General features: G+C 41.8%; 22 protein-coding genes, 1 other RNA gene and 1 pseudogene. 12 read left to right on the top strand and 12 right to left on the bottom strand.

Annotated elements, in window-relative coordinates:
- The first annotated feature begins 219 nt into the window (after positions 1-219).
- Both sucA and odhB read left to right on the top strand, forming a co-directional pair.
- A complete protein-coding gene (gene sucA / locus NSQ09_RS16450; protein WP_024572778.1) occupies positions 220-3,054 on the top strand; it encodes a 2-oxoglutarate dehydrogenase E1 component in 2,835 nt (944 codons plus the stop codon).
- Positions 3,055-3,069: 15 nt separating this feature from the next.
- Positions 3,070-4,323 (top strand): 2-oxoglutarate dehydrogenase complex dihydrolipoyllysine-residue succinyltransferase, encoded by a 1,254-nt coding sequence (gene odhB, locus NSQ09_RS16445; RefSeq protein ID WP_033884553.1) that lies wholly within the window; start codon positions 3,070-3,072, stop codon positions 4,321-4,323.
- 49 nt (positions 4,324-4,372) lie between these two features.
- On the opposite strand, the gene NSQ09_RS16440 is transcribed toward odhB, so the two are convergent.
- Positions 4,373-5,338, bottom strand: a complete 966-nt coding sequence (locus NSQ09_RS16440; RefSeq protein ID WP_024572776.1) for a bile acid:sodium symporter family protein — start codon at positions 5,336-5,338, stop codon at positions 4,373-4,375.
- Between the two features lie 218 nt (positions 5,339-5,556).
- On the opposite strand from NSQ09_RS16440, the gene NSQ09_RS16435 reads away from it, so the two are divergent.
- Positions 5,557-6,894, top strand: a complete 1,338-nt coding sequence (locus NSQ09_RS16435; RefSeq protein ID WP_014477075.1) for a sodium-dependent transporter — start codon at positions 5,557-5,559, stop codon at positions 6,892-6,894.
- A 32-nt stretch (positions 6,895-6,926) separates the two neighbouring features.
- Here NSQ09_RS16435 and NSQ09_RS16430 read toward each other — a convergent pair whose 3' ends face one another.
- From NSQ09_RS16430 to dhaS, 3 genes are all read right to left on the bottom strand, one after another.
- Entirely contained in the window at positions 6,927-7,772 is an 846-nt protein-coding gene (locus NSQ09_RS16430) for a Fe-Mn family superoxide dismutase (protein ID WP_095843772.1), read from the bottom strand.
- Entirely contained in the window at positions 7,762-9,660 is a 1,899-nt protein-coding gene (sqhC, locus tag NSQ09_RS16425; RefSeq protein ID WP_129137684.1) for a sporulenol synthase, read from the bottom strand. Before sqhC ends, NSQ09_RS16430 begins: the two co-directional genes overlap by 11 nt.
- 100 nt (positions 9,661-9,760) lie before the next feature.
- On the bottom strand, positions 9,761-11,248 hold the full coding sequence (gene dhaS, locus NSQ09_RS16420; protein ID WP_015714095.1) for an aldehyde dehydrogenase DhaS: 1,488 nt from the start codon (positions 11,246-11,248) through the stop codon (positions 9,761-9,763).
- A gap of 229 nt (positions 11,249-11,477) precedes the next feature.
- On the opposite strand from dhaS, the gene NSQ09_RS16415 reads away from it, so the two are divergent.
- Together NSQ09_RS16415 and NSQ09_RS16410 are read left to right on the top strand one after the other, a co-directional pair.
- The gene (locus NSQ09_RS16415; protein WP_003231245.1) at positions 11,478-11,681 is read left to right on the top strand and encodes a DUF6501 family protein; all 204 of its coding nucleotides are present in this window, start codon (positions 11,478-11,480) and stop codon (positions 11,679-11,681) included.
- Between the two features lie 356 nt (positions 11,682-12,037).
- Entirely contained in the window at positions 12,038-12,382 is a 345-nt protein-coding gene (locus tag NSQ09_RS16410; RefSeq protein ID WP_003220141.1) for a PH domain-containing protein, read from the top strand.
- Positions 12,383-12,467: 85 nt separating this feature from the next.
- On the opposite strand, the gene NSQ09_RS16405 is transcribed toward NSQ09_RS16410, so the two are convergent.
- Positions 12,468-12,701 (bottom strand): hypothetical protein, encoded by a 234-nt coding sequence (locus NSQ09_RS16405; RefSeq protein WP_003231251.1) that lies wholly within the window; start codon positions 12,699-12,701, stop codon positions 12,468-12,470.
- 4 nt (positions 12,702-12,705) lie between these two features.
- The gene (locus NSQ09_RS16400) at positions 12,706-12,969 is read right to left on the bottom strand and encodes a hypothetical protein (RefSeq protein ID WP_004399338.1); all 264 of its coding nucleotides are present in this window, start codon (positions 12,967-12,969) and stop codon (positions 12,706-12,708) included.
- A gap of 66 nt (positions 12,970-13,035) precedes the next feature.
- On the opposite strand from NSQ09_RS16400, the gene yocM reads away from it, so the two are divergent.
- A complete protein-coding gene (gene yocM / locus NSQ09_RS16395) occupies positions 13,036-13,512 on the top strand; it encodes a salt stress-responsive protein YocM (protein ID WP_042976035.1) in 477 nt (158 codons plus the stop codon).
- Here the strand turns inward: yocM and NSQ09_RS16390 are convergent.
- Positions 13,499-13,726 (bottom strand): hypothetical protein, encoded by a 228-nt coding sequence (locus NSQ09_RS16390; RefSeq protein WP_015383862.1) that lies wholly within the window; start codon positions 13,724-13,726, stop codon positions 13,499-13,501. The two genes, yocM and NSQ09_RS16390, sit on opposite strands and share 14 nt — an antisense overlap.
- A gap of 77 nt (positions 13,727-13,803) precedes the next feature.
- Here NSQ09_RS16390 and NSQ09_RS16385 point away from each other — a divergent pair, with 77 nt between their 5' ends.
- The 6 genes from NSQ09_RS16385 (at position 13,804) to NSQ09_RS16360 (ending at position 18,918) form a co-directional block, all read left to right on the top strand.
- Positions 13,804-14,136, top strand: a complete 333-nt coding sequence (locus NSQ09_RS16385) for a hypothetical protein (protein ID WP_024573296.1) — start codon at positions 13,804-13,806, stop codon at positions 14,134-14,136.
- Positions 14,137-14,210: 74 nt separating this feature from the next.
- Positions 14,211-14,702, top strand: a complete 492-nt coding sequence (locus tag NSQ09_RS16380) for a TraR/DksA family transcriptional regulator (protein ID WP_003231259.1) — start codon at positions 14,211-14,213, stop codon at positions 14,700-14,702.
- A gap of 150 nt (positions 14,703-14,852) precedes the next feature.
- Positions 14,853-15,479, top strand: coding sequence for an FMN-dependent NADH-azoreductase AzoJ (gene azoJ, locus NSQ09_RS16375; RefSeq protein WP_003231260.1), 627 nt, complete (start codon positions 14,853-14,855; stop codon positions 15,477-15,479).
- Between the two features lie 236 nt (positions 15,480-15,715).
- Positions 15,716-15,902: non-coding RNA, 6S RNA (ssrS, locus tag NSQ09_RS16370), on the top strand.
- Positions 15,903-16,043: 141 nt separating this feature from the next.
- Positions 16,044-17,819: a DNA helicase RecQ gene (gene recQ / locus NSQ09_RS16365; protein WP_095843770.1), complete on the top strand. Its 1,776-nt coding sequence runs from the start codon at positions 16,044-16,046 to the stop codon at positions 17,817-17,819.
- 235 nt (positions 17,820-18,054) lie between these two features.
- Positions 18,055-18,918, top strand: coding sequence for a LysM peptidoglycan-binding and 3D domain-containing protein (locus NSQ09_RS16360; RefSeq protein ID WP_041339842.1), 864 nt, complete (start codon positions 18,055-18,057; stop codon positions 18,916-18,918).
- A gap of 597 nt (positions 18,919-19,515) precedes the next feature.
- Here the strand turns inward: NSQ09_RS16360 and desR are convergent.
- The 5 genes and pseudogenes from desR to NSQ09_RS16335 form a co-directional block, all read right to left on the bottom strand.
- Positions 19,516-20,115: a two-component system response regulator DesR gene (desR, locus tag NSQ09_RS16355; protein WP_004399356.1), complete on the bottom strand. Its 600-nt coding sequence runs from the start codon at positions 20,113-20,115 to the stop codon at positions 19,516-19,518.
- An 18-nt stretch (positions 20,116-20,133) separates the two neighbouring features.
- Entirely contained in the window at positions 20,134-21,246 is a 1,113-nt protein-coding gene (gene desK / locus NSQ09_RS16350; RefSeq protein WP_121548881.1) for a two-component sensor histidine kinase DesK, read from the bottom strand.
- 119 nt (positions 21,247-21,365) lie between these two features.
- Complete coding sequence (desE, locus tag NSQ09_RS16345; protein WP_041351144.1) at positions 21,366-22,424, bottom strand: fatty acid desaturase DesE; 1,059 nt, start codon at positions 22,422-22,424, stop codon at positions 21,366-21,368.
- A gap of 161 nt (positions 22,425-22,585) precedes the next feature.
- On the bottom strand, positions 22,586-23,563 hold the full coding sequence (locus tag NSQ09_RS16340) for a S66 family peptidase (protein WP_041351143.1): 978 nt from the start codon (positions 23,561-23,563) through the stop codon (positions 22,586-22,588).
- A gap of 63 nt (positions 23,564-23,626) precedes the next feature.
- Positions 23,627-24,115, bottom strand: a pseudogene (locus NSQ09_RS16335) (hypothetical protein); the annotation flags it as partial.
- Positions 24,116-24,166: the final 51 nt, after the last annotated feature.

Genomic DNA, 24,166 nt, shown 5'->3' with positions numbered 1-24,166 from the left:
CTATGCTTTTTGGCGTTTGTTTTTTCGAATGATTAAATTTTTTGTTTTTTATAAAGGTTTTTTACTATTTTGTGAACAATCAAGGTAGAATCAAATTGCAAACAGTGGTAAAATATCGTTGGAAGCGTTTTTATTACATAATTTTGGACACAGCGTTCGAAAGTTATTTCAAGATAGTGAATCAATCACTTGATTATCTAAGTTGGGGGTAATATTCAAATGTTTCAAAATAGTATGAAACAACGAATGAATTGGGAAGATTTTTACGGTCCGAACCTCGGCTATGCGCTGGAGCTTTACGATCAATATACCCAGGATCCGGACAGCATTGACCCGGATTTGAAGGAAATGTTCGACGAGCTCGGTGCTCCGCCAAGCGATATAAAAGAGGCCTCGGGAACAAAAGAAAAGGGACGTGTTACAGCCGATCTGATTCAAAAGATCGCATCCGCAGTCAGACTTGCAGAAGATATCCGAACCTATGGCCATTTGAACGCTTCCGTCAATCCGCTCAGAAAGGATGGGAAAAAGAGCGAACTTTTTCCATTATCCGATTACGGGCTAACAGAAGAGGAAATAAAAGCAATACCTGCGTCTGTCATCTGCAAAGACGCTCCTAAAAACATTACGAACGGTTTAGAAGCCATTCAGTATTTACGAAATACGTATAAAAGAACCATCTCTTTTGAATTTGACCATGTGCATGACTTCAAAGAGCGCGAGTGGCTGACAAGAAAGATTGAATCTGGCGAGCTGTTCCAGAAGAACTCAGCTGAAAAACTGTCGGCTGTGCTGGAAAGACTGACTGAAGTAGAGGGCTTTGAGCAGTTTTTGCACCGCACATTCGTCGGGCAGAAGCGCTTTTCCATTGAGGGTCTGGACGCTCTTGTTCCAGTGCTTGATGACATTATTGCACAATCTGTCAAATCAGGCACGACAAGTGTCAACATCGGGATGGCGCACAGGGGACGCCTGAATGTCTTGGCACATGTGCTCGGCAAACCGTATGAAATCATCTTCTCTGAATTCCAGCATGCGCCGAATAAAGATCTTGTCCCGTCTGAGGGATCAATTGGAATCAGCTACGGATGGACAGGGGATGTCAAATACCATTTGGGGGCGAATCGGGAGCTTCAAGACGCTGAAACAAAATCAGCGCGCATTACGTTAGCGAACAACCCGAGCCACTTGGAATTTATCAATCCGATTGTTGAAGGCAGCACAAGAGCGGCACAGGAAACGCGAACACAAAGCGGATACCCGGTACAAGATGAAACAAAATCGCTGGCTATTTTAATCCATGGAGACGCTGCATTCCCTGGGGAAGGAATTGTAGCTGAAACATTGAATTTAAGTTCTTTAAAAGGGTATCAAGTAGGCGGTGCCATTCATATTATCGCCAATAACATGATCGGATTTACAACAGAAAGCGCTGAATCCAGATCGACAAAATATGCCAGCGACCTGGCCAAGGGTTATGAAATTCCGATTGTTCACGTGAATGCGGACGATCCTGAAGCTTGTCTTTCAGCTGTTAAGTTTGCGGTCGAATACCGAAAAACATTCAACAAGGATTTTCTGATTGATTTGATCGGGTACAGACGCTATGGACACAACGAAATGGATGAACCGTCAACCACTCAGCCAATGTTGTATGATGCTGTCAGAAAGCATCCGACCGTCAAACAAATTTTCGCTGAAAAGCTGGTAAAAGAAGGCGTACTTACCGAGGAAGTCGTTCAAAACATCGAAAAATCGGTAACGAAGCGCATTGAAGATGCATATCAGAAAGTTCCGTCTAAAAAGGAACACACTGCCTGTGAAATTGAACTTCCAGAGCCTGTATCAAACGGTTTCCCAGATGTGGACACTTCGATTGATTTTGATGTGCTCCGCAAGCTGAATGGCGAATTGATCAACTGGCCGGAGTCATTTAATGTTTTCGGCAAGCTAAAGCGCATTTTAGAAAGACGCGCCAAGGCGTTCGATGATGACAGAAAAGTGGAATGGTCTTTGGCAGAATCACTCGCGTTTGCTTCAATTTTGAAAGACGGAACACCGATTCGTTTAACAGGACAGGATTCCGAGCGCGGAACGTTCGCCCAAAGAAACCTTGTGCTTCATGACAGTGAGACGGGCGAAGAATTTGTGCCGCTTCATCACTTATCTGACTGCAGCACATCATTTGCTGTTCATAACAGCCCGCTGTCTGAAGGATCGGTTCTCGGTTTTGAATACGGCTATAACGTGCATTCACCGGAAACGCTTGTTTTGTGGGAAGCACAGTACGGAGATTTTGCCAACGCTGCTCAAGTGTATTTTGACCAATTTATTTCTGCCGGACGCGCGAAATGGGGCCAAAAATCCGGATTAGTCATGCTGCTTCCGCACGGTTACGAGGGACAGGGGCCTGAGCACTCAAGCGGAAGAATCGAGCGATTCTTGCAGCTTGCAGCAGAAAACAACTGGACGGTTGCCAACCTGACAAGCGCGGCACAGTATTTCCATATTTTAAGAAGACAGGCTAAAATGCTGCTTCGTGAAGAAATCAGACCGCTCGTCATTATGACGCCGAAGAGCCTTCTTCGCAACCCAAATACGGTGTCGGAAGTGCAGGAGCTCAGCGAAAGCCGCTTCCAGCCTGTTTATGAACAGTCGGGACTTTCTCATGACTATGAAAAAGTAACCAGACTTGTATTATCCAGCGGTAAAGTGTCTATAGACATCAGTGATCATTTTAATAAGTTAGAAGACGGTAAAGAGTGGCTTCACATTGCGAGAATTGAACAGTTGTATCCATTCCCGGCAAAAGGAGTCAAAGAGTTATTTGCAAAACTTCCGAACCTGAAAGAAATCGTTTGGGTGCAGGAAGAGCCGCAGAACATGGGGGCTTGGGGTTATATCAGCCCGTATTTGACAGAGATTGCACCAGAGGGAGTAAGCGTTCAATATATTGGACGAAGAAGACGATCCAGCCCTGCAGAGGGAGATCCGACAGTTCATAAAAAAGAACAGGAACGTATTGTATCTGATAGCTTGACTCGCAAAAACTAAGGGGGAAATGAAAAAATGGCGGAAATTAAGGTACCTGAATTAGCAGAATCAATCTCAGAAGGAACAATAGCCCAATGGTTAAAGCAGCCTGGTGACTATGTAGAACAGGGTGAATATCTGCTTGAACTAGAAACGGATAAAGTGAATGTTGAATTGACAGCAGAAGAATCGGGTGTACTTCAAGAGGTATTGAAAGATTCGGGTGATACCGTCCAGGTCGGAGAAATTATCGGTACGATTTCAGAAGGCGCGGGTGAAAGTTCTGCCCCTGCTCCTACAGAGAAAGCAGAAAGCAAGGAAAGCGTGAAAGAAGAGAAACAGGCTGAACCAGCTGCACAAGAGGTGAGCGAGGAAGCACAATCTGAAGCAAAATCAAGAACGATCGCTTCTCCGTCGGCCCGTAAGCTGGCGAGAGAAAAAGGAATTGACCTGTCTCAAGTTCCAACTGGAGATCCGCTTGGAAGAGTGCGCAAGCAGGATGTCGAAGCGTACGAAAAACCGGCATCAAAACCGGCTCCTCAGCAAAAGCAGCAGCCTCAGGCTCCAAAAGCACAGCAAAGCTTTGACAAACCTGTCGAAGTGCAAAAAATGTCACGCCGCAGACAAACGATTGCAAAACGCCTTGTAGAGGTGCAGCAAACATCGGCGATGCTGACTACATTTAATGAAGTGGACATGACGGCTGTTATGAATCTCAGAAAACGCCGCAAAGATCAATTCTTTGAGCAAAATGAAGTGAAGCTCGGTTTTATGTCTTTCTTCACGAAAGCGGTCGTGGCTGCATTGAAAAAATATCCGCTGTTGAATGCGGAAATTCAGGGCGATGAGTTGATCGTTAAGAAATTCTATGATATCGGTATCGCTGTTGCTGCTGATGAAGGCCTTGTCGTACCGGTAGTACGAGATGCGGACCGCCTGACATTTGCAGGAATCGAAAAAGAGATCGGCGAGCTTGCGAAAAAAGCAAGAAACAATAAATTAACCCTTAGCGAGCTTCAGGGAGGTTCCTTCACGATTACCAACGGAGGGACTTTCGGTTCACTGATGTCAACTCCGATCTTAAACAGCCCTCAAGTCGGTATACTGGGCATGCATAAGATTCAGCTGCGCCCAGTAGCAATTGATGAAGAGCGTTTCGAAAACCGTCCGATGATGTATCTCGCTTTATCTTATGATCACCGGATTGTAGACGGTAAAGAAGCGGTTGGCTTCCTCGTGACAATCAAAAATTTACTGGAAGATCCTGAACAGCTTTTATTAGAAGGATAATAAAAAAGGGTACATCACGATAAAGTGATGTACCTTTTTTGATGCATATTTAAAGTGATAGATTGCTGCTTTTGGATCCAGCTTGTTTCTTTTTCACTTTTTTTGACCAATATGTTGCAAGCATAGAACCTGAAAGGTTATGCCACACACTGAATATTGCGCTTGGTACGGCCGATAGCGGTGAGAAATGAGCCGTGGCAAGTGCAGCCCCAAGCCCGGAGTTTTGCATGCCGACTTCGATTGCAATCGCTTTTTGAGACGGGTAATCCATTTTTAAAAGCTTTGCACAAAAAAACCCAAGTAAATAACCGATACCGTTATGCAGGATAACAACTGAAAAAATGAGCAACCCCGATTGAAGCAGATTTTCCCGATTGCCGCTGACGACAGCTGAGACAATCGCAACGATGCCAATGACAGAAACAAGCGGAAGGGCATGTACGGCTTTTGCCACTTGTTTTCTGAAAAACATTTTGACAATCAGACCTGCAATGATCGGAAATAAAACCGCCTGTAAAATTGAGATAAACAAAGACCCCGGCGAGACAGGAAGCCATTCTTTGGCAAACAGCATAATCAACAACGGTGTTACAACAGGTGCCAATAAGGTAGAAATGGTTGTAACCGCAACAGAAAGGGCAGTATTTCCTTTTGCTAAGAATGTCATAACATTAGATGCAGTTCCCCCGGGACAGCAGCCGACAAGAATAACACCAACTGCGATTTCAGCTGGAAGATGAAGCCCAAATGCGAGGCCGAAAGCAACGAGCGGCATGATCGTATACTGAGCTATTACTCCAATAATAACTTGCCAAGGCTTTCTGACCAGCTCTTTGAAATCATCGGCTTGCAGTGTAAGGCCCATCCCAAACATGATAATGCCAAGAAAAATCGTAATATAAGAACTGATCCACGTAAATAAAGATGGGAAAGAAAATCCCAGCACTGCAAAAACAATGACCCATATGCCAAAGGTTTGTCCTGCAAAATGACTTATTTTTCTAATGATGTCCATAAAAACACTCCTAACACACTTATCAAGAACTTCAGCAGAAATTCTTACAAATTTCATAACATTCTCTTATTATAAATAATTTTCTGAATAATTCAATATTAGTTTTTGGCAGATGTCTATAGATATATGATGTAAACTAATTAAAATGTTCTTGACTATATAGGAAGATATTCTTACAATGAACCTTTATAATGGTTAGATCAAATAGGAGTGATACGGTGAAGGAAGCAAATCAATGGTCTTCGAAGCTCGGCTTTATTTTAGCCGCGGCAGGATCAGCTATCGGGCTTGGTGCGATATGGAAATTCCCATATGTTGCCGGAACCAGCGGTGGAGGCGCATTTTTACTTATTTTTATTTTATTTACGGTTTTAATCGGACTGCCTTTATTGTTAGGTGAATTCATCATAGGCAGAAGAACACAGAAAGATGCCGTTCAGTCCTATAAAACACTTGCTCCAGGAACGAAGTGGCATTGGATCGGTTATTTAGGCATGGTGACATGCTTTATTCTTCTATCTTTCTACAGTGTCGTCGGCGGATGGATTTTAATTTATATTATAAAAGGCTTCACTGGCGGTTTATCGCAGACATCTGGTTTTGATACGATATTTGCAAGTACCATTTCAAATCCTTATTTGGCTGTAGGAGGCCAGCTGCTCTTTATGGTGGTAACAATTTTAGTTGTTGCAAAAGGGGTAAGCAGCGGAATTGAAAAAGCAAGCCAAGTATTAATGCCGGCGCTTTTTCTATTATTCATCATTTTAATGGTGCGCTCGGTTACACTTGATGGCGCGATGGAAGGAATCAAATTTTTCCTGATGCCTGATTTAACTGCAATTGATGCCAATACCATTTTATATGCAATGGGACAATCCTTTTTCTTATTAAGTGTCGGTGTATCTGTCATGGTAACGTATAGCGCTTATTTAGAGAAACAGGAAAATCTGGTACAGTCCGCTGTATCTGTAACTGTTATGAACATGCTTGTTGCTGTAATGGCCGGAATTGCGATTTTTCCAGCTGTCTTTTCATTCGGCCTCAAACCAGACCAAGGCCCGGTTCTGTTATTTAACGTGCTGCCGACTGTGTTTAATCAAATGCCGTTCGGAATTATCTTTTTATTAGCATTTTTACTTCTATTTTTATTTGCTGCATTGACATCTGCTTTTTCAATGCTGGAAATTTTGGTCGCAGTACTGTCGAAAGGTGATGTCAATAAGAGAAAACGATTCGCTTGGTTAGGCGGAATTGCTATTTTTATTGTCGGTGTGCCGTCTGCATTGTCATACGGTGTCTTAAGTGACGTCACTATATTTCATCTGTCTATTTTTGATGCGGCCGACTATCTTGTGAGCAATATTTTAATGCCGTTAGGTGCGTTACTGATTTCGATTTTTGTCCCGCTAAAAATACCGAAACAGGATTTGTTTGACGAGCTGAAAAGCGGTTCCAATCTCAAACGAAAGTGGTTTGCGGTTTGGCTGCTGCTCATTCGATATCTATCTCCTGTTGCCATCATCATCGTGTTTTTGCATGTGGTAGGGATTTTTTAAAACACGAAGCCCCCGGGGAAAGGGGGCTTTTTTTAATAGAGCTTCCAAACGACTTCTTTTGCCTGCTCAAAACGTTTTTCAGCCTCGCGCCAATCCACGACATTCCACCAGTGATCGACATAGCTGGCCCGGTCATTTTTGTATTGCAAATAGTAGGCATGCTCCCATACGTCAAGCGGTAAAAGGGGGATCACATCCCATTGGCTGAAGAGCTGGTGTTTTTCTGCCGTTAAAATCTCCAGCCGTCCTGATCGAGGTGCCCAGACCAGAATGGCCCAGCCGACGCCTTCCACTTTTTTAGCGGCCTGGGTAAAATGTTCTTTAAAAGCGGAATAGCTTCCAAATGAAAGGTCTATCATTTGGAACAATGCCCCTGTAGGACGCCGTTTTCCGTTTGGATGCATAGAAAACCAAAAAATACTGTGCAAATAATGGCCTGCTCCATGGAACGCAAGCTCTCTTTCCCAATGAGTGATTAAGTCATAATTCTTTGTTGCTCTCGCTTTTTTAAGCTCTGATTCTGCTTTGTTCAGGCCATCGACATAGCTTTGATGATGTTTTGTATGATGAAGGACCATAATATCGCGTGAAATATAAGGTTCTAAGGCGGAGTATTTGTACGGAAGCTTTGGCAGCACATGTTTCCCTATAGGGACATAAGCGCGTCTTTCACTTGTATCATCTGATTCTGTAATATCCCGATAAAGAGCAGCGGCCTGTTTATACCAATCTTCTTCTGTTGTTTGGTCATCTTCCAGAGCCTCAATCATCTGGTCGATTTGATCTACAAACTGGTCAAGCTGTCCTCGCTTTTGAATCTGATCTTTCAGGGCTTCACACCAATTGAACATCTCCGTTTGATAAGATTCACGTTTCATTTGCTGTCTCCTTTTCAATAGAATCTAAATATTTCCCGACAGCCAGCAAAGAGAATACATATGGATAACTGTGATAGCGAATATAAAATTGCTTCGGCAATCCGATCCCTGCTGGATACGCGAGGCTATCGGCGCTATGCGAACTGCTGTCAGTAAGGTATTGCATGCCTTTCACAACTGACGGGTGTTCGGAATTTTCATATGTGAGCAAAGCGTCTAAAGCCCAGGCCGTTTGTACAATGGTTCCTCTATGAAGCGGTACATATGTTTTGATTTCGGCGCTTTTGCAGGATTCTCCCCAGCTTCCGTCATCATTTTGTATGGATTTGAGCCAACGCAGAGCCTTTTGTATACCGGGATGCTTTCGGTCAACCCCGCATGCATGCATACCAGTAAGAGCAGCCCAAGTGCCGTAAATGTAGCAAACACCCCATCTGCCGTACCAAGACCCATTTTGTTCCTGATGTTCGAAAAGCCACTTCACTGCGCGTCGAATATGTTGATGTTTTTCTGTGAAGCCAACTTTCTCGCCTAAAAAGTGCAGTACACGTCCGGTGAGGTCGGCGGTTGAAGGGTCAACTGCAGCGTCCTCGGCGGATTCAAGCGGCAGAAGGCGGATCAGTGGATGGTTCACATTTTTTTCGAAAGCAGAAAATCCGCCGTCATTGTTTTGCATCGATAAAAGCCAAGATACCCCTCGCTCCCATGCTGCAGGAGAATGATTGCGGGGAATCGCCTTTAAAACGGCTGCAGTGTCGTCACAGTCAGGGTTATTTGTATTAATGTTTGAAAACCCCCAGCCGCCAGGAACTGAATTTGGATTTTTGACAGACCAATCTGCTATTTTGGTATGCTGGCGTTCTAGCAAAAAGTCGGCTGCTTTTGTAACAGAGCCATCCATTTCGGTCACACCATTTTTTTGAAGGGCATAGCTGATTAGAGCTGTATCCCAAACAGTTGAAGTAGAGTTTTCCAGATAAGGAATCCCGTTGCATTTAGTCACCAGTGATTTAATGCCGGTAATCGCCCTCCTGATAACAGGAGAATAGCGTGACACACCAAGTGACAGAAGGCTGTAAACCATAAATATGGTTGCGCTCGCATAGCTGTATAATGTTCCGTCTTTTTCAATCCGGTCCAGCATATACGTTTTAGCTGTCTGTAGGCCCAGCTGCTGAAAAGCAAATGGTGCATGAAAAACGCGTTTCCAATGTGACAAAATAGACGTGAGATCTCTTTCTTCGAAAGCATCAGACCGAAGCCAAGTGAAAGGATTTTTTGTCATGTGCGGATCGAGATGGTGAAGAGATGAAATATTGCGGTTAATAAGGACAAATCGCTGATTGAGTGTTACAGCCATTGGAGCAAAATGAATACGGGCATATGAGCTGAACTGATAGAAATGAATCGGCAATGTTGGGGGGAGCGCCATGAGTGATAATGGTAAATACAAAGCAGGCCAAGGATAAAGCCCGTTCGCGGCAAGCATCCATTTTGTCATAAAATGAACATGTCTCAAACCGCCATGTGAGATGATAAATTGTTCAGCTTTCTTCATGTGCGGCTCAGATCTGTGAAAACATCCTGAAGCCAGCATCCCGACATATCCTTGGACGGTAGCCGTTAGATTTCCGCGCGTTTCATCGGGATAGTTGATAAATGTGCCGTCTGGCTGCTGTTTTGCATGAATGCCGGCTGCAAGGGATGATATCAGTTCTTTTTCATTTTCGCCTTCATCTAGTGAGGTAAGGAGCAAAATAAAAAAGGAATTTGTCATGATTGGTCCTTCAAAGCAAAATGTCCATGAACCATCAGCATTTTGCCTGTCTCTTAACTCCGTAATGGTTTTCTTTTGGAAACGCCTCACTTTCTCCTGAAGTGTGCCCATCACGCTCAACTCCTTCAGAAGCATATATATTCAGCGTCTTTTACTGCCATTACAGAAAGAAAAAAACTGCTGGCAGGCAGCAGTTTTTTAAACATACATGTTAGTCTTCAAGGTTTATCCATACACTTTTGACTTCTGTGTAATTATCCAAGGCATATGATCCCATTTCTCGTCCGAGTCCTGACTGTTTATAACCGCCAAATGGAGACGCCGCGTCAAACACATTATAGCAGTTGACCCAAACGGTTCCGGCTTGAAGTCGGTCCGCGATATAGTGAGCCTGCTTGACGTTCTCTGTCCATAGTCCGGCTGCAAGCCCATATTCTGAATGGTTTGCCCGTTCAATAACTTCATCGACTGTTTCGTACGGAATTGCAGTCAGCACGGGTCCGAAAATTTCTTCTTTTGCGATGGTCATTTCGTCTTCAACATTCGCAAACACAGTCGGTGCGACAAAATATCCTGCTTCAAAAGGACAGCTTCCGCCGGTCACTGCTTTTGCTCCTTCATCTTTTCCTTTTTGAATATAGGAAAGAACGCGTTCATGCTGTTCCTTGCTTACGAGAGGCCCGATTTGAGTATCTTTATGAAGTCCCGCTCCTTGGCGGAGTGACTCAGCATAGGATGCCATTTCATCAACAACTTCATCATATTGGTCTTTATGAATGAAGACACGTGAGCCCGCACAGCAGACTTGACCCTGGTTAAACATCACACCGTTTAAAGCGCCCGGGATGGCTTTTTTCAAATTCGCATCCGGCAGAAGAATATTAGGCGATTTTCCGCCCAGCTCCAATGTCACACGCTTAATGCTTTTCGCTGCGGTGGACATGATTTTCTTTCCGATTTCAGTGGAACCGGTAAAGGCAATTTTATCAACCGCTTCGTGGTTCGTCAGCGCTTCTCCCGCATCTTCACCGAATCCTGGGATGATGTTGATTACACCGGCAGGGAAACCGGCTTGGTCAATTAATTCTGCCAAATAAAGAGCTGAAAGCGGTGTTTGTTCAGCCGGTTTGAGGACGATTGTACAGCCTGTTGCAAGTGCCGCGCCCATTTTCCACATCGCCATCAGGAGCGGGAAATTCCATGGAATGATCTGGCCGACGACACCGACAGGCTCATGACGCGTATAATTAAAATAAGCGCCGGAAACCGGAATCGTCTGTCCTGTTATTTTTGTACACCAGCCGGCGTAATAGCGCATATGCTCAATAGCCAGCGGAATATCTCCATTAGTCGTTTCATTGATCGGTTTCCCATTATCAAGTGTTTCAAGCTGAGCAAGCTCAGTTTTATGCTCTTCCATTAAGTCTGCCAGCTTATACATCAGTCTGCTTCTCGAAGCTGGAGACATTGTTCTCCATTCACCTTGGTCAAAGGCTTTCCGGGCAGCTTTAACAGCTTTGTCCACATCCGCAGCCTGGGCTTCATACAGCGTCATCAAGGTTTCGCCGGTCGCCGGGTTTGGAGTGTCAAAGGTTGCCCCTGAGGCACTCGGAACAAACTTTCCGTCAATATAAAGCTTCTTTGTTCCCTGTAAAAATGTCTCCAGCCTTTTCGTCACTTGCATCGTTAAAGAACTCATCCGTAACAAACCTCCAGTCATTTTTTATGGTCTGTTCTGAGATTCTTGGTGATAGCACATTGATTCCTGGATTGAATAGCAGAAATAAGCTGTGATAGTTGCTTCAAACGTAAGCGTATACAAACATTCTATAATAGAAATCAAGGCAAAATCAATGAATAACCGATATTGCAATTTACAAAAGAAAAAAGCTACAATAAACTTATAGATAAGAAAAGGAGATTTCATCATGATTCATAAAAATTGGCTTGAAAAAGAAACAATTAAAAAAGTAAAGTGTGTGCAGACAAACGCGAAAAAATATATCGTAAACCGCGTTTTAACGCCGGGAAAAGAATATGAAGTAAAAAATGAAACAGAGGAGTTTCTCTTTGTGGTCGACAATACGAATAAAGTCGGCGGCTATTATAAAGAATACTTCGAAGAGATGTAATGCTTCCTTGAAGCATCAAACAGATTTTGTTAAAAGCAGTCGATACATAAAACCGCAGCTCAGCTGCGGTTTTTTTGTGGTTAAAACAGGAAATATAAAACAAAATTAAAAAAATCATTAAAAACCACTTTTTTATAAAAACATTGCTGAATATTGAAACTTTTTTCTCTATATGTGCGTATTACTTGATGACAACAGCTTAAAAGCCAAAAAACAAATCAAAAATTTGAAAAATGTAATCTGTTCGTAATGGTTTAAATGTCTTCTATGTCGTATTCTTATATAGGGATAAAGGACTTATTTTTATGTAGTGAATGATAAAACAAATAGATAAATGCAGAAAGAGGGGTTCTTCATTGGGTATTTTTTCTGTTAGCAGATCAACGGATGCAAAGAAGCTTGAGGCTTTGCTCGTTGAAGGGGAAAGAATAGAATCGATTTATAAGCTCCGAGTGGACCAAATTTGCTTTACAAATAAGCGGATCATTTTCTTTGACAATAAAATGTTTTCTAAAAAGAAGGTTCGTGTATTTCTTCCATATAAAACAATTGAAAGCTTTGCCATCCAAGAAGCGGGAATGTTTGATCCGGACACTGGGCTTTTATTGATGACAAGAAGCAAAACGTTCGAATTAGAATTTGCGAAAGACACCGATTTAAGCGAGGTTCAGGCGGTGCTGACAAAGCATTTGTGCAGCTGAATATTTGATGAGCCAGCCGTTCAAAAAATGGTTAGGCTTTTTTTATATATAAAAACAAGAACAGGGCATGTGCGCCCTGTTCTTATTACACCACACTGTTTTTCGCTGAGTTCGAATCAACAAGATCTGCATCTAATACATTTGAAATCGGTACGACAAGAGGAGTAAAGTCGCCATTTTCTTCCCCAAACCCTTGATTTATTTTAGCTGATAAAAAGTAATCGACCTGCTGATACGGACCGAGTGTTAAAGAGGAACCACGGTCCATCGTATTGATTTTAAATCCGCCGACATTCACGACGGAGGGTGAAAAGAACATCTCATCACTTCCTTTTGATTGAGGAGTTAACGGCTTCACTTTCAAAAGAGGCCGGAGAATCAATTTGGTCTCTGTCATCCACATGGCTTCTCGTGCCCATAAATCCGCTCGCATCTCCAAAATTCTGTCCGTAGCCTTGATTTTTTTTATCTGAATTTTGCCATTCTGCCAATAAATTTTGTCCTACGTTAACCGCTGAAGCATTTTCAAAGGAATTAATTTTCAGCATGAAAATATTAATATTGATATACGGAGTTGGTTGAACCACAGGCAAACCTCCTTTCTATAGTTGTATGCTGGCGGTTATAAAGTATGTTAAGACAGGGGGCTTCAAATGGATTTCGAAAAGATGAAGCAGTGGATGGAATTCGCACAGCAGATGTATGGCGGTGACTTTTGGAAACAGGTATTTGATGAAGACCAAAAAACCCCTTTTATGACAAATGGCCAATCTCCGTTTCCGTTTGCGCAGCAAGATCAGCGAGGGAAAGGAGATGCTTCATTTCCGAGCATGGATATTGTAGATACCGTTACGGAAGTGCAGTTTTTAATTTATCTTCCAGGCTACCGTAAACAAGACGTTCACATATTATCGTACGGAGATTATTTAGTGGTGAAGGGGCAGCGCTTTTCCTATTTTAATGAACAGGACTTTCGCCAAAAAGAAGGGAAATACGGAAGTTTTGAAAAGAAAATTCCGCTTTCCGACCATCTTCATGGAAAGATGAATGCCATTTTTAAAGACGGAATCCTATACATCACCATTCAAAAAGACGAAGGTCAAGCGAAAACCATTGTTATTGATGATTGATTTTCATACTGAGTGCATCTGCCCCATCACGGTCATCAATTGATTCAATCGGAATGACCATAACAATAACATCTGCATTTTGTTCCCCAAAACCGTTATTTCTTTTGATAGCAGAGCACCTGTTCCTTAACTCCGCAGAACCAAAGGTAAGGGATGAGCCGGTGCCTATCGAGTTAGTCTTGAGATGAGAAATATTGATGTTAGTCGGAAGCATGAAAACCTCTCCTTTCTATGGGATATACCTCATTATATATGTAGACGAAAGAGGAGTATGCAAAGGGTCGTGATGTCATGAAAAAAATGTTCCGGTCGCTGATCAGGCATTGCTTGAAACCAGAACTTGACAAACTGCGTGAATGTGAAGAAAGACTTTCAGTGCTTGAGAAACAGAAACAAAGCAGCAAACAGGAATCTGAAGAAACCTATATACATATTGAAACGCTGAATGTCGAAAAAATTGACTATCATCTTGAATTCGGCGAGCTGACCATTGATGAACTGAGCGGCAGATTAAATATAGGCGCAACCTATTATATACCGCCAGAAGAGAAGAACAAAAAGTGCCAGCGAAAACCCGAAGCACCATCGACGCCAGCGGTCACGATCCGTTCAAAAAGGCAGTAGCTCATCTTTCCATCGATGTTCCCATGTTTGACAGAAGGCAAAACGGGAAACAGGATAGAAAGGAGAGGATATACATGGCACTGACAAAAGAACAAACACAGCATCTCTATCATAAATTGCTCGATATGCAAAAAGAATTGTCTGGCGAGAAAAAGGAAACAGAATCAATGACGGAAGAAGTGGGGGAGCTTTCCAATGGGGTTGACAACCATATGGCAGATCACGGGACGCTCGTCACAGACCGGATGACAGACCAAACAGTGAAAGAGATTGACCGGGAGCTGTTAGAGGAGGTCAACCGTGCATTACAAAAGATGAAAGATGGAACTTATGGCGTGTGTGAAAAAACCGGTCAAGAGATTCCTTACGAAAGACTTGAAGCTGTTCCTTATGCAAGAATGACAGTTGAGGCCCAAGCTGATGTGGAGGATGATCTGGAGACAGATGCTCCTTCTTATGAAAGAGAGTTTCATGAACAGGTAAAAGACTTATCCAACAAAGAAACAATTGATCAAAAAAGCTCGCAGACGTATGAAATCTTAGATCGTGAACAAGATTCGAAGTAAAAATGGCAAGCAAGTACACCGATATTAGATGTACTTGCTTTTTTTTGAAAAAAAATCTCATATTCAAAATAAAGTGATTGACTTTGCGTAAAAAAGAAAGTAACATACTATTTGTAAGTAAATATAAAAAGTTTACCGGGAGGAATACAAATGTCTACAGTTTTATTTGTAAAATCAAGCGACCGTACAGCTGAAGAAGGCGTTTCAACTAAACTTTACGAAGCTTTCTTAGCTGCTTATAAAGAAAACAACCCTAATGATGAAGTGGTTGAATTAGATCTTCATAAGGAAAACCTTCCTTACCTTGGCAGAGATATGATTAACGGAACATTTAAAGCAGGTCAAGGAATGGAAATGACAGAAGATGAGAAAAAACAAGCAGCAATTGCTGACAAATATCTGAACCAGTTTGTAAAAGCTGACAAAGTTGTTTTTGCATTCCCGCTTTGGAACTTCACAGTGCCAGCAGTGCTTCATACTTATGTTGATTATCTGTCTCGCGCAGGCGTTACATTCAAATACACACAAGAAGGACCAGTCGGTTTAATGGGCGGCAAAAAAGTTGCGCTTCTTAACGCTCGCGGCGGTGTCTACTCAGAAGGACCAATGGCTGCACTTGAAATGTCATTAAACTTCATGAAAACAGTTCTTGGTTTCTGGGGTGTTCAAGACTTGCACACAGTTGTCATCGAAGGACATAACGCAGCACCTGATCAAGCGCAAGAAATCGTTGAAAAAGGTTTACAAGAAGCAAAAGATCTTGCTGCAAAATTCTAATAAAGCCAAGACTCCTATCGTTACAAATAGGAGTCTTTTTGTATATACACATTAATATAGAAGAAAATAATCATTCGCTTTTAGCGAAAAAGGCTGTTTTTTTTATTGTAATATATTTTTTGTTTGTCGAATTGTCAGGTATTTTGGAGAAAAAGCAGTTTTATTCACTGGAAAAAGTTTTTCTAAACAATTGTTCTGACCTCTTGATTAAAACCGCCTGATGGTGTACTATATTAAAGAAGCTACTTTGTGCGTATTGTTAATTAAGTTTTAACCTTTAAGCTGTAATAGGGAGTTTTATATCGAAGCCGGAATGTCATGCCTCCATTGCAGAGGACGACAGGAACGTTTCTGCAAACACCCACTTTGAGGAGTGGTGGTTTAAAACTTTCTTACTTGCATACGGCAAGACGTAGCGAAAGCCATTTCCTTTTCGGAAATGGCTTTTTATTTTATCTAAAAAGGTTTGGTATAGTGAATATTCCATTTTTGTGTGAAAGAAATGAAGGCCGCTTTTTTATGATATGATGGGAGAAATTCAAGGAAAAGCGAGGTTTACACGTTATGTTACATAGAGCCCAATCCCTTCTGGCTCATTATTTTGGTTATGAGAAGTTTCGGAGCGGCCAAGATGAAGCGATCCGCTTGGTGACGGAAGCGAGGCAAAATACGGCCTGCATTATGCCGACGGGAGGCGGCAAATCGATTTGCTATCAAATTCCGGCATTAATGTTTGAAGGGACGACGATCGTCATATCACCGTTGATTTCCTTGATGAAGGATCAAGTTGATGCGTTAGAAGAAGCGGGGATTAACGCCGCCTACATTAACAGCACACAATCCAATCAGGAAATATATGAGAGGCTGAACGGACTCAAAGAAGGGGCTTATAAGCTTTTTTACATTACACCAGAGCGACTAACGTCCACAGAGTTTATCCGGATTTTGCAGGGCATAGATGTTCCTTTGGTCGCAATAGACGAGGCGCATTGTATTTCTCAATGGGGCCATGATTTCAGGCCAAGCTACAGGAATATTGAAATCTTGTTCCGTGAATTACACGACAAGCCTGTCATCATGGCGTTAACAGCAACAGCCACACCCGAGGTTCATGATGATATTTGCAAACAGCTGCATATTCAAAAAGAAAACACGGTATATACCGGATTTTCCCGAGAGAATTTAACCTTTAAAGTAGTAAAAGGAGAAAATAAAGATCGGTTTATAGACGAATATGTGCAAAACAACAGGCATGAAGCAGGAATTGTCTATACAGCGACTAGAAAAGAAGCTGATCGGATATATGAGAAATTGAAACGAAACCATGTCAGGGCAGGCCGGTATCATGGAGGTTTGGCTGATGATGTGAGAAAAGAGCAGCAGGAAAGGTTTCTTAATGATGAGCTTCAAGTGATGGTGGCAACCTCTGCTTTTGGAATGGGTATTGATAAATCAAATATCAGATTTGTTCTGCATGCACAAATTCCGAAAGATATGGAAAGCTATTATCAAGAGGCAGGACGAGCTGGACGGGACGGTCTTGCCAGTGAATGTGTTCTCCTGTTTTCACCGCAGGATATTATGGTGCAGCGCTTCTTAATTGAGCAATCAGAACATGAAGAGAAACAAAAGCAGGATTTAAAAAAGCTGAGACAAATGGTCGACTACTGTCATACGGAAGATTGTCTGCAGCGTTTTATCCTTATGTATTTCGGAGAAAAGGAGCCTGATGCGTGCGGACAGTGCGGAAACTGTACCGATACAAGAGCGGCCCATGACGTGACGCGGGAGGCGCAAATGGTCTTATCCTGTATCATTCGTATGAAAGAACGGTTTGGCAAGACGATGGTTGCCCAGGTGCTTGCCGGCTCCAAAAATAAAAAAGTTCTTGAAAATGGCTTTTCAGACCTTTCAACATACGGGATATTAAAACACCAATCCGTTGGCGAAATCAGTGATTTTATCGAATTTCTTATTTCTGATGACTTCATCAGGATGTCAGACGGAACGTTTCCGACTCTTTTTGTCAGCAGTAAAGGAAGGAATGTGCTGAAAGGAGAATTATCAGTAGCGAGAAAAGAAGCGTTAAAAGCGGCAGCGATTACTGAAAATGACGAGCTATTTGAACGATTGCGCATGGTTCGGAAAGAAATTGCGGCTGAGCAGGGTGTTCCGCCATTTGTTGTTTTCTCTGACCAAACGTTAAAAGAAATGTCAGGAAAACAGCCCGTAAATGATGATGAACTTTTGTCTATAAAAGGAGTCGGAGAACAAAAAAGAGCAAAATACGGCCGGCTATTTTTACAAGAAATACAAGCTTATGCAAGGATGACAGACTAAAAAAACAGAAAATCAATCTTTTTTTCTATAAAAAACATATTTTATTTTCTCTGTTTCGCCTCAAAATAAAAAGACCTGCGAAGCCTATTAAATCAAGGGTTCAGCAAGTCTTAAATCCTTCATGTAAAGGAACTGTAATCTAAATCATATCTTTTTGTTATTGATTTGACATTTACGTGTGTTACGATATCACCTGTTAGCCGCCAATAAAAAGCTAACAAGGGAGGATTTACTTATGAAGAAGACGATTATGTCCTTTGTGGCAGTTGCTGCACTTTCAACAACTGCATTCGGAGCTCACGCTTCTGCAAAAGAAATTACGGTGCAAAAGGGTGATACGCTCTGGGGAATCTCTCAGAAAAATGGAGTGAACCTAAAGGACTTAAAAGAATGGAACAAGTTAACTTCTGATAATATCATTGCAGGAGAAAAACTGACCATTTCTTCAGAAGAAACAACCACGACTGGGCAATATACAATTAAAGCGGGAGATACGCTTTCTAAGATTGCTCAAAAATTCGGCACGACAGTCAACAACCTGAAAGTTTGGAATAACTTAAGCTCTGACATGATCTATGCTGGATCAACTCTTTCAGTAAAAGGTCAGGCAACAGCAGCAAACACAGCTACTGAGAATGCGCAAACAAACGCACCTCAAGCTGCACCAAAACAAGAGGCTGTGCAAAAAGAGCAACCTAAACAAGAAGCTGTACAACAGCAACCTAAACAAGAAACAAAGGCTGAGGCAGAAACTTCTGTTAACACAGAGGAGGAGGCTGTTCAATCAAATACAAATAATCAAGAAGCTTCAAAAGAACTAACAGTTACTGCTACTGCTTACACTGCTAACGACGGCGGCATTTCCGGCGTTACAGCTACAGGCATTGACTTAAATAAGAACCCGAACGCGAAAGTTATTGCGGTTGATCCTAATGTAATTCCGCTAGGTTCTAAAGTCTATGTTGAAGGCTACGGGGAAGCAACAGCAGCAGACACTGGCGGCGCTATTAAAGGAAATAAAATCGACGTATTTGTACCAAGTAAAAGTGATGCTTCTAATTGGGGCGTCAAAACTGTAAGTGTTAAAGTCTTAAACTAATAATATAGATTGTGATAAAAGACATGAGCTTTTGGCTTGTGTCTTTTTTTGTTCTGCTTAGAGCTGTTTATATCATATGCTGATAAAAGAAAGTGGTCCCGTTTTTCTCTTTATGTGCGATTCAGGGGCTCTCGGGTTAAAAGATTGGTTCCACATTACAGAGACATTCGGCATCATGACATTTATAGCTGGTTGTTACTATCTTTGATCAGCGAAACGAGCTGGTGTTGTATCTTTTTTGGCAGATAATAAGCAGTTGGATGTAGCAGATGCCATTTACGGAACGGAATCGGATTGATTTCAGACGGTTTTTTATTGTGATATTAAGCTCTTGCAGTTGGGCATGGCAGCTTCGGGAGCGAAGTGGCACAACTTTGTCATACTGAAAATACAAAATAATCAATATAAGAAATTCTGCTGATGTGCAATGGCCGACCATTTTAACAGGGATAAGTCTTTTATTGGGCTGTTAACCAAGCAATCGTTCAGCGGGTATAGGAGCGAGGATATGGATCAATTTAATTCTGGTTGCGGCGAGGTTCTCAAACGGGAATTTCAGGTTAAAAAAAGGATCCTGGCAGATGCCAAGATCCTTTTTTATTTAAACCAGCCTTTTTCCTTTGACCGGGTAATGGCTTCAATTCGATTTTTCACTTCAAGCTTTTCTAGAATCATTGAGATATAATTCCGCACCGTCCCGCTTTTGATGCTGAGTTCCTGAGCGATTTCTTTTGTGTTTTTACCGTCAGCCACAAGTTCAAGCACTTCTTTTTCTCTATCTGTAAGAGGGTTAGCTTCGCTGTATAAGTCCTCCATCAGCTCAGGTGCATAGATGCGTTTTCCATTCATGACGCTACGGATGGCGTTGGCCAGCTCTTCACTAGGACTGTCTTTTAACAAATAGCCTTTAACGCCAGCTTTAATAGCTCTCTGAAAGTAACCGGGTCTGGCGAAGGTGGTTAAGATGATAATTTTGCAGCCTGTATCTTTTAGCTCCTCAGCAGCTTCAAGCCCTGTTTTTCCGGGCATTTCAATGTCCATAATACATACATCAGGCTGGCGTTTTTTGACAAAATCAACAGCATCTTGGCCGGTTGTACCTTTTCCTACGACTTCCATATCGTCTTCGAGGTTTAGAAGTGATCCTAAAGCGCCCAGCAGCATTTGCTGATCTTCTGCAATAAATATACTAATCATATAAGCCATCCTTTATGTTTATTTTGAATTATTAGGAATTGCCATGGTAAGCTTGGTTCCGTTTTCGGTATCGATGTGAAGGCTTCCGTTTGCAAACTCAAGCCGTTCTCTCATCCCGAGTAAGCCATGTCCTTTTGAAAAGGAATTTTCTTCTCCTTTGAATGTTCCATCGTCAGACACTGTAATCACAACTTCCTTCCAGAGCTGCTGAATGTCAATTCGGCAAGTTTTAGCCTGGCTGTGTTTGACGACATTTGTGACAGCTTCCTTTAAGCACATGCTCAAAATGTTTTCATTCAGCAATGAGATATTTTCGGGCCATTTCTCTTCTTCATAGATAAACATAATGTCAGCTGCTTCGAGAATTTGTTTGATGTTGATCAATTCATCCTTGAGCCGGATGCCCTTCATAGAGGAAACGATTTTTCTTACTTCATTTAAAGAAGTTCGCGCTGTTTGCTGAACACTTTTCAGTTCACGAGCTGCTTGTTCGGGATCTTTGTATATCAATTTTCTTGCTAAGTCGCTTTTTAACCCGATAAGAGAAAGCTTTTGCCCAAGCGTGTCATGGAGATCGCGGGCAATTCGCTGACGCTCTTCTAATTTTACCAGTTCTGCAATCCGTTCATTTGCATCCTCGAGCTTTTCTTCAAGCCGTTCGCGCTCCTTGCGGCTTCTTATACTAAAGGGCAATAAAATTGCGCTGATGAGGGTAATGACGACAAAAGGAATTTGTGTCAGAAAGAATTCCTTCTTTAATACGAGACTGAAATTGGCTGCGACGGCTGCGCTTATTAAATGGACATAATATAAAATATGAAAAGGGACGCGTTCCTTAATGTTTCCAATAAAATACGCGATAAAAAAAGCAAAATAAATATAACTGAACAGGGTAATGGAGGCGGTTGAAATGCCAATTAATAAAAATCCCCACAAATAAATGGTCCAGCCTTTTGAGACAAAAGCAAATCGATATACCGAAAAAAATAAAAGCGTCAAAATGATGCCGACAATAATAACAAATGTAGATGATGATTTCCATATAAAGTAGAAGGGGAGGATGAAAAATATCGTCCATATATAGGGCGTAATCCCGTTTAGTTTTTGAAATGTAAAATGATTTTTAATCATGATCTTACCTCATTTTCAGCTTTTCATCTTACTTGTAACTTTATCATTGTGAAAGCCAGAATGCACCCTCCAACAATAAAAAGGAAGCCTTCTAGTATATTAGAAGACCTCCTTTATCATCAGGCATTCTTCCGCAGCTTCTGTTTTTCTGGTGAATCAGGCGGAAGGCTTACAGGTATATGTTTTATAGCCCGAAATGACACAAACTGTTTGTTATCTTCATCCCATAGACGGAACGCGAGTGATTGCAGGCTTGTTTTTAAGGTGATTGTCGGTACGTTTTTTAATGGTTCGTGATGTTCATGAGCAACTTCAAGCTTATAGTTAGGCACCTTTGGACTCAAATGATGAACGTGGTGGTAACCGATATTGCCTGTTAGCCATTGAAGCAGTTTCGGGAGTTTATAAAATGAACTGCCTTCAACAGCAGCCTGAACGTAGCTCCAGTTTTCATCCGCTTCAAAATAAGAATCTTCAAAGGTATGCTGCACATAAAACAGCCAAACACCGATTGAACCTGAAATCAGAAATATCGGGCCTTGCACCAGTAAAAACGATTGCCAGCCAAAGATCAGACAGCAAGCGGCAGCCAACACGACAATTGCCAGATTCGTAAGGTATGTGTTTACACGTTCCTTGCGTCTTGCGCCTTTTTTGTTAAAACGGTTCGTGATCAGAAAAACATAAATCGGTCCGAGAATAAACATGATAAACGGGTTTCTATAAAGTCTGTATGCAAGCTTTGTTCGTCTGGATGCAGCTTTATATTCGTTTACTGTTAACATCCAGATGTCTCCTGTTCCGCGTTTATCCAGATTGCTGCTAGTTGCATGATGAATCGAATGGCTGTGCTGCCATTGAAGATACGGGAATAAAGTCAGGACACCTGTCAGAAAACCGAGAATGTGGTTATAGCGTTTTTGTTTGAAAAAAGATTGATGGCAGCAGTCATGGAAGATGATAAAAATTCTTGTTAGAAAACCTGCGGCAATCACCGTTAATGCTAACGTAAGAAGATAGGAGACATCGAGGCTGAGATAAGCAAGAAACCACAGGCCGAAGAATGGGATAAACGTGTTCAAAAGCTGAATCAGGCTGTTTTTTGTTTCAGGCTGAGCAAATGCAGCGACTTGCTTTGTCAGCTGTTTTTGTTTATGTGCAATGGTTTGTTCAGTCATAGTAAGTATCCTCTCATTGTGTGTCTCGGTTCAGTATACGCTAATGAGAGAAGTCTTTTGTAGTAGCACACATCATGCCTCCTATATGACATTTGTCATGTCTCGTGCGGCATGCATAACCGATTGCGCTAAAAAAGCTTGTAAAAAAATTTACAAGCTGATTAATGCTTATCAATCCATATTCGTGATGTGCTCGAAATAGCTTCAATCCTGCATGTTCCTCCTATAGGGAACGTGGCAATTGGCGAGGTATGTCCGGCATTTATATTTGCGATGATCGGGATGCCGGATAATTCTTTTTTTGTTTCGATCATGGCTTTTACAAGATCCATTGATACGTTTGATGCTTTCTGAAATCTGCCGATCAAAATCGCCTTTACATGTGAAAAAGCGGGGAGGTGGATGAGTGATTGCAGATCGCGGTCAAACATGTGGATGTCTGACATATAATCATCTTCAATCAATAAAATAGTATGTTCTGTTTCAGGAAAATACTCCGTTCCCTGCAGCAAATTAAGCGTGCATAAGTTTCCGCCAATTAAAGTGCCTTCCGCATAACCTTCTTGGATTACAACAGGGCCGTTATTAGGATAAAAACGCCTGTTTTCTTGATCCAAAAACCAGCGGTCATCGCTCCACTCACTTGAAGGAAGAATTTCAAACGGGTCGTCCGAAGCGCAGCAAGAAAGAAAATACTCCTCTGTATAATCGAGTCCTTTTTTCATTGCAAATGTTGAGAAGTGGGGACCTGAATACGTAACAAGACCCGTTTTTTGATAAATAGCGTTGCAAAGAGCGGTTATATCGGAATAGCCGCACAGAATTTTTGGATGTCGTTTGATTTTCTCGTAATCAAGATAACGCAGCAGCTGATTTGAATTAAACCCTCCGAGTGTCGTTAAAATCGCTTTGACGCCTGGATCAAAAAAGGCAGCGTGCAGATCTTGGACTCTTGACTCGATAGAGGATGAATCAAATTCGTTACATTCATTTGCGTGTTCAGCGATGGTTACCCGATAACCTAAGCGTTCTAACGCCGTTTTTGCTTGGATTTTTGCTTCATTTGATAATATAGACATGCTGGTCGCGGGAGACACGATCCGGATTTCGTCTCCCATTTTCAGTTTTGAGGCGTACATAGAACCCTCCATCAATGTTTTTATACCATTACAGCATATCTTGGCTCTTTCTTCCAGACTTTTTTACAAATCAACCCACTTAATGCTGCCGGATTGGGTATCATGATCGATACATACTTTGAATTGATGTTTTTCATAAAAGTGAATCAGCCGGTCTACATGATTCCAATCCCGTTTGGCGATGTCTCCGGTGACTTTCGGTATATTGTGGTCTCTTGCAATATCTTTTAAATATTTCATGCAAATGGAACCAAACCCGTGATTCGGAGGGCCTTTTATATCGCCTATATGAATGGCATCGTCCTTGTAAGACGCTACAAGTGAAAAACAGCCTTTTCCTCGGTAAGCCGTTTTACAATCAGTTAGCATAATTTTGCATGTTTGGCCATCATCAATCGAGGAAACAATCATCCATTCTTCAGTGTTCGATTGATCAATACCAAGCACTTTGGCATCTTTAGATAAATCCTTCATATTCTCCTGCATGCGATAAATTTGAAATTCTAAATCATTTAATTCCTCTTCAAGCTCTTGACGATTTTTTTTCTTTAATAGTAAACAAGATCAAACTCCTTTCAAAAATCAGCTTAGAAACACAGTTAC

The sequence above is a fragment of the Bacillus sp. FSL W8-1202 genome (genome assembly GCF_038006165.1).
In the GTDB taxonomy this organism is placed as follows: domain Bacteria; phylum Bacillota; class Bacilli; order Bacillales; family Bacillaceae; genus Bacillus; species Bacillus subtilis.
The sequence above is the reverse complement of the archived record's forward strand: the minus strand, read 5'-3'. Positions and strand labels throughout refer to the sequence as shown.

Excerpts from the sequence above, each read along its gene's own strand:
- sucA (WP_024572778.1), top strand. The coding sequence starts at position 220 with ATGTTTCAAAATAGTATGAAACAACGAATGAATTGGGAAGATTTTTAC.
- odhB (WP_033884553.1), top strand. The coding sequence starts at position 3,070 with ATGGCGGAAATTAAGGTACCTGAATTAGCAGAATCAATCTCAGAAGGA.
- NSQ09_RS16440 (WP_024572776.1), bottom strand. The coding sequence starts at position 5,338 with ATGGACATCATTAGAAAAATAAGTCATTTTGCAGGACAAACCTTTGGC.
- NSQ09_RS16430 (WP_095843772.1), bottom strand. The coding sequence starts at position 7,772 with ATGAAACGTGAATCTTATCAAACGGAGATGTTCAATTGGTGTGAAGCC.
- sqhC (WP_129137684.1), bottom strand. The coding sequence starts at position 9,660 with ATGGGCACACTTCAGGAGAAAGTGAGGCGTTTCCAAAAGAAAACCATT.
- dhaS (WP_015714095.1), bottom strand. The coding sequence starts at position 11,248 with ATGAGTTCTTTAACGATGCAAGTGACGAAAAGGCTGGAGACATTTTTA.
- NSQ09_RS16415 (WP_003231245.1), top strand. The coding sequence starts at position 11,478 with ATGATTCATAAAAATTGGCTTGAAAAAGAAACAATTAAAAAAGTAAAG.
- NSQ09_RS16405 (WP_003231251.1), bottom strand. The coding sequence starts at position 12,701 with ATGTTCTTTTCACCCTCCGTCGTGAATGTCGGCGGATTTAAAATCAAT.
- yocM (WP_042976035.1), top strand. The coding sequence starts at position 13,036 with ATGGATTTCGAAAAGATGAAGCAGTGGATGGAATTCGCACAGCAGATG.
- NSQ09_RS16390 (WP_015383862.1), bottom strand. The coding sequence starts at position 13,726 with ATGCTTCCGACTAACATCAATATTTCTCATCTCAAGACTAACTCGATA.
- NSQ09_RS16385 (WP_024573296.1), top strand. The coding sequence starts at position 13,804 with ATGAAAAAAATGTTCCGGTCGCTGATCAGGCATTGCTTGAAACCAGAA.
- NSQ09_RS16380 (WP_003231259.1), top strand. The coding sequence starts at position 14,211 with ATGGCACTGACAAAAGAACAAACACAGCATCTCTATCATAAATTGCTC.
- azoJ (WP_003231260.1), top strand. The coding sequence starts at position 14,853 with ATGTCTACAGTTTTATTTGTAAAATCAAGCGACCGTACAGCTGAAGAA.
- recQ (WP_095843770.1), top strand. The coding sequence starts at position 16,044 with ATGTTACATAGAGCCCAATCCCTTCTGGCTCATTATTTTGGTTATGAG.
- NSQ09_RS16360 (WP_041339842.1), top strand. The coding sequence starts at position 18,055 with ATGAAGAAGACGATTATGTCCTTTGTGGCAGTTGCTGCACTTTCAACA.
- desR (WP_004399356.1), bottom strand. The coding sequence starts at position 20,115 with ATGATTAGTATATTTATTGCAGAAGATCAGCAAATGCTGCTGGGCGCT.
- desK (WP_121548881.1), bottom strand. The coding sequence starts at position 21,246 with ATGATTAAAAATCATTTTACATTTCAAAAACTAAACGGGATTACGCCC.
- desE (WP_041351144.1), bottom strand. The coding sequence starts at position 22,424 with ATGACTGAACAAACCATTGCACATAAACAAAAACAGCTGACAAAGCAA.
- NSQ09_RS16340 (WP_041351143.1), bottom strand. The coding sequence starts at position 23,563 with ATGTACGCCTCAAAACTGAAAATGGGAGACGAAATCCGGATCGTGTCT.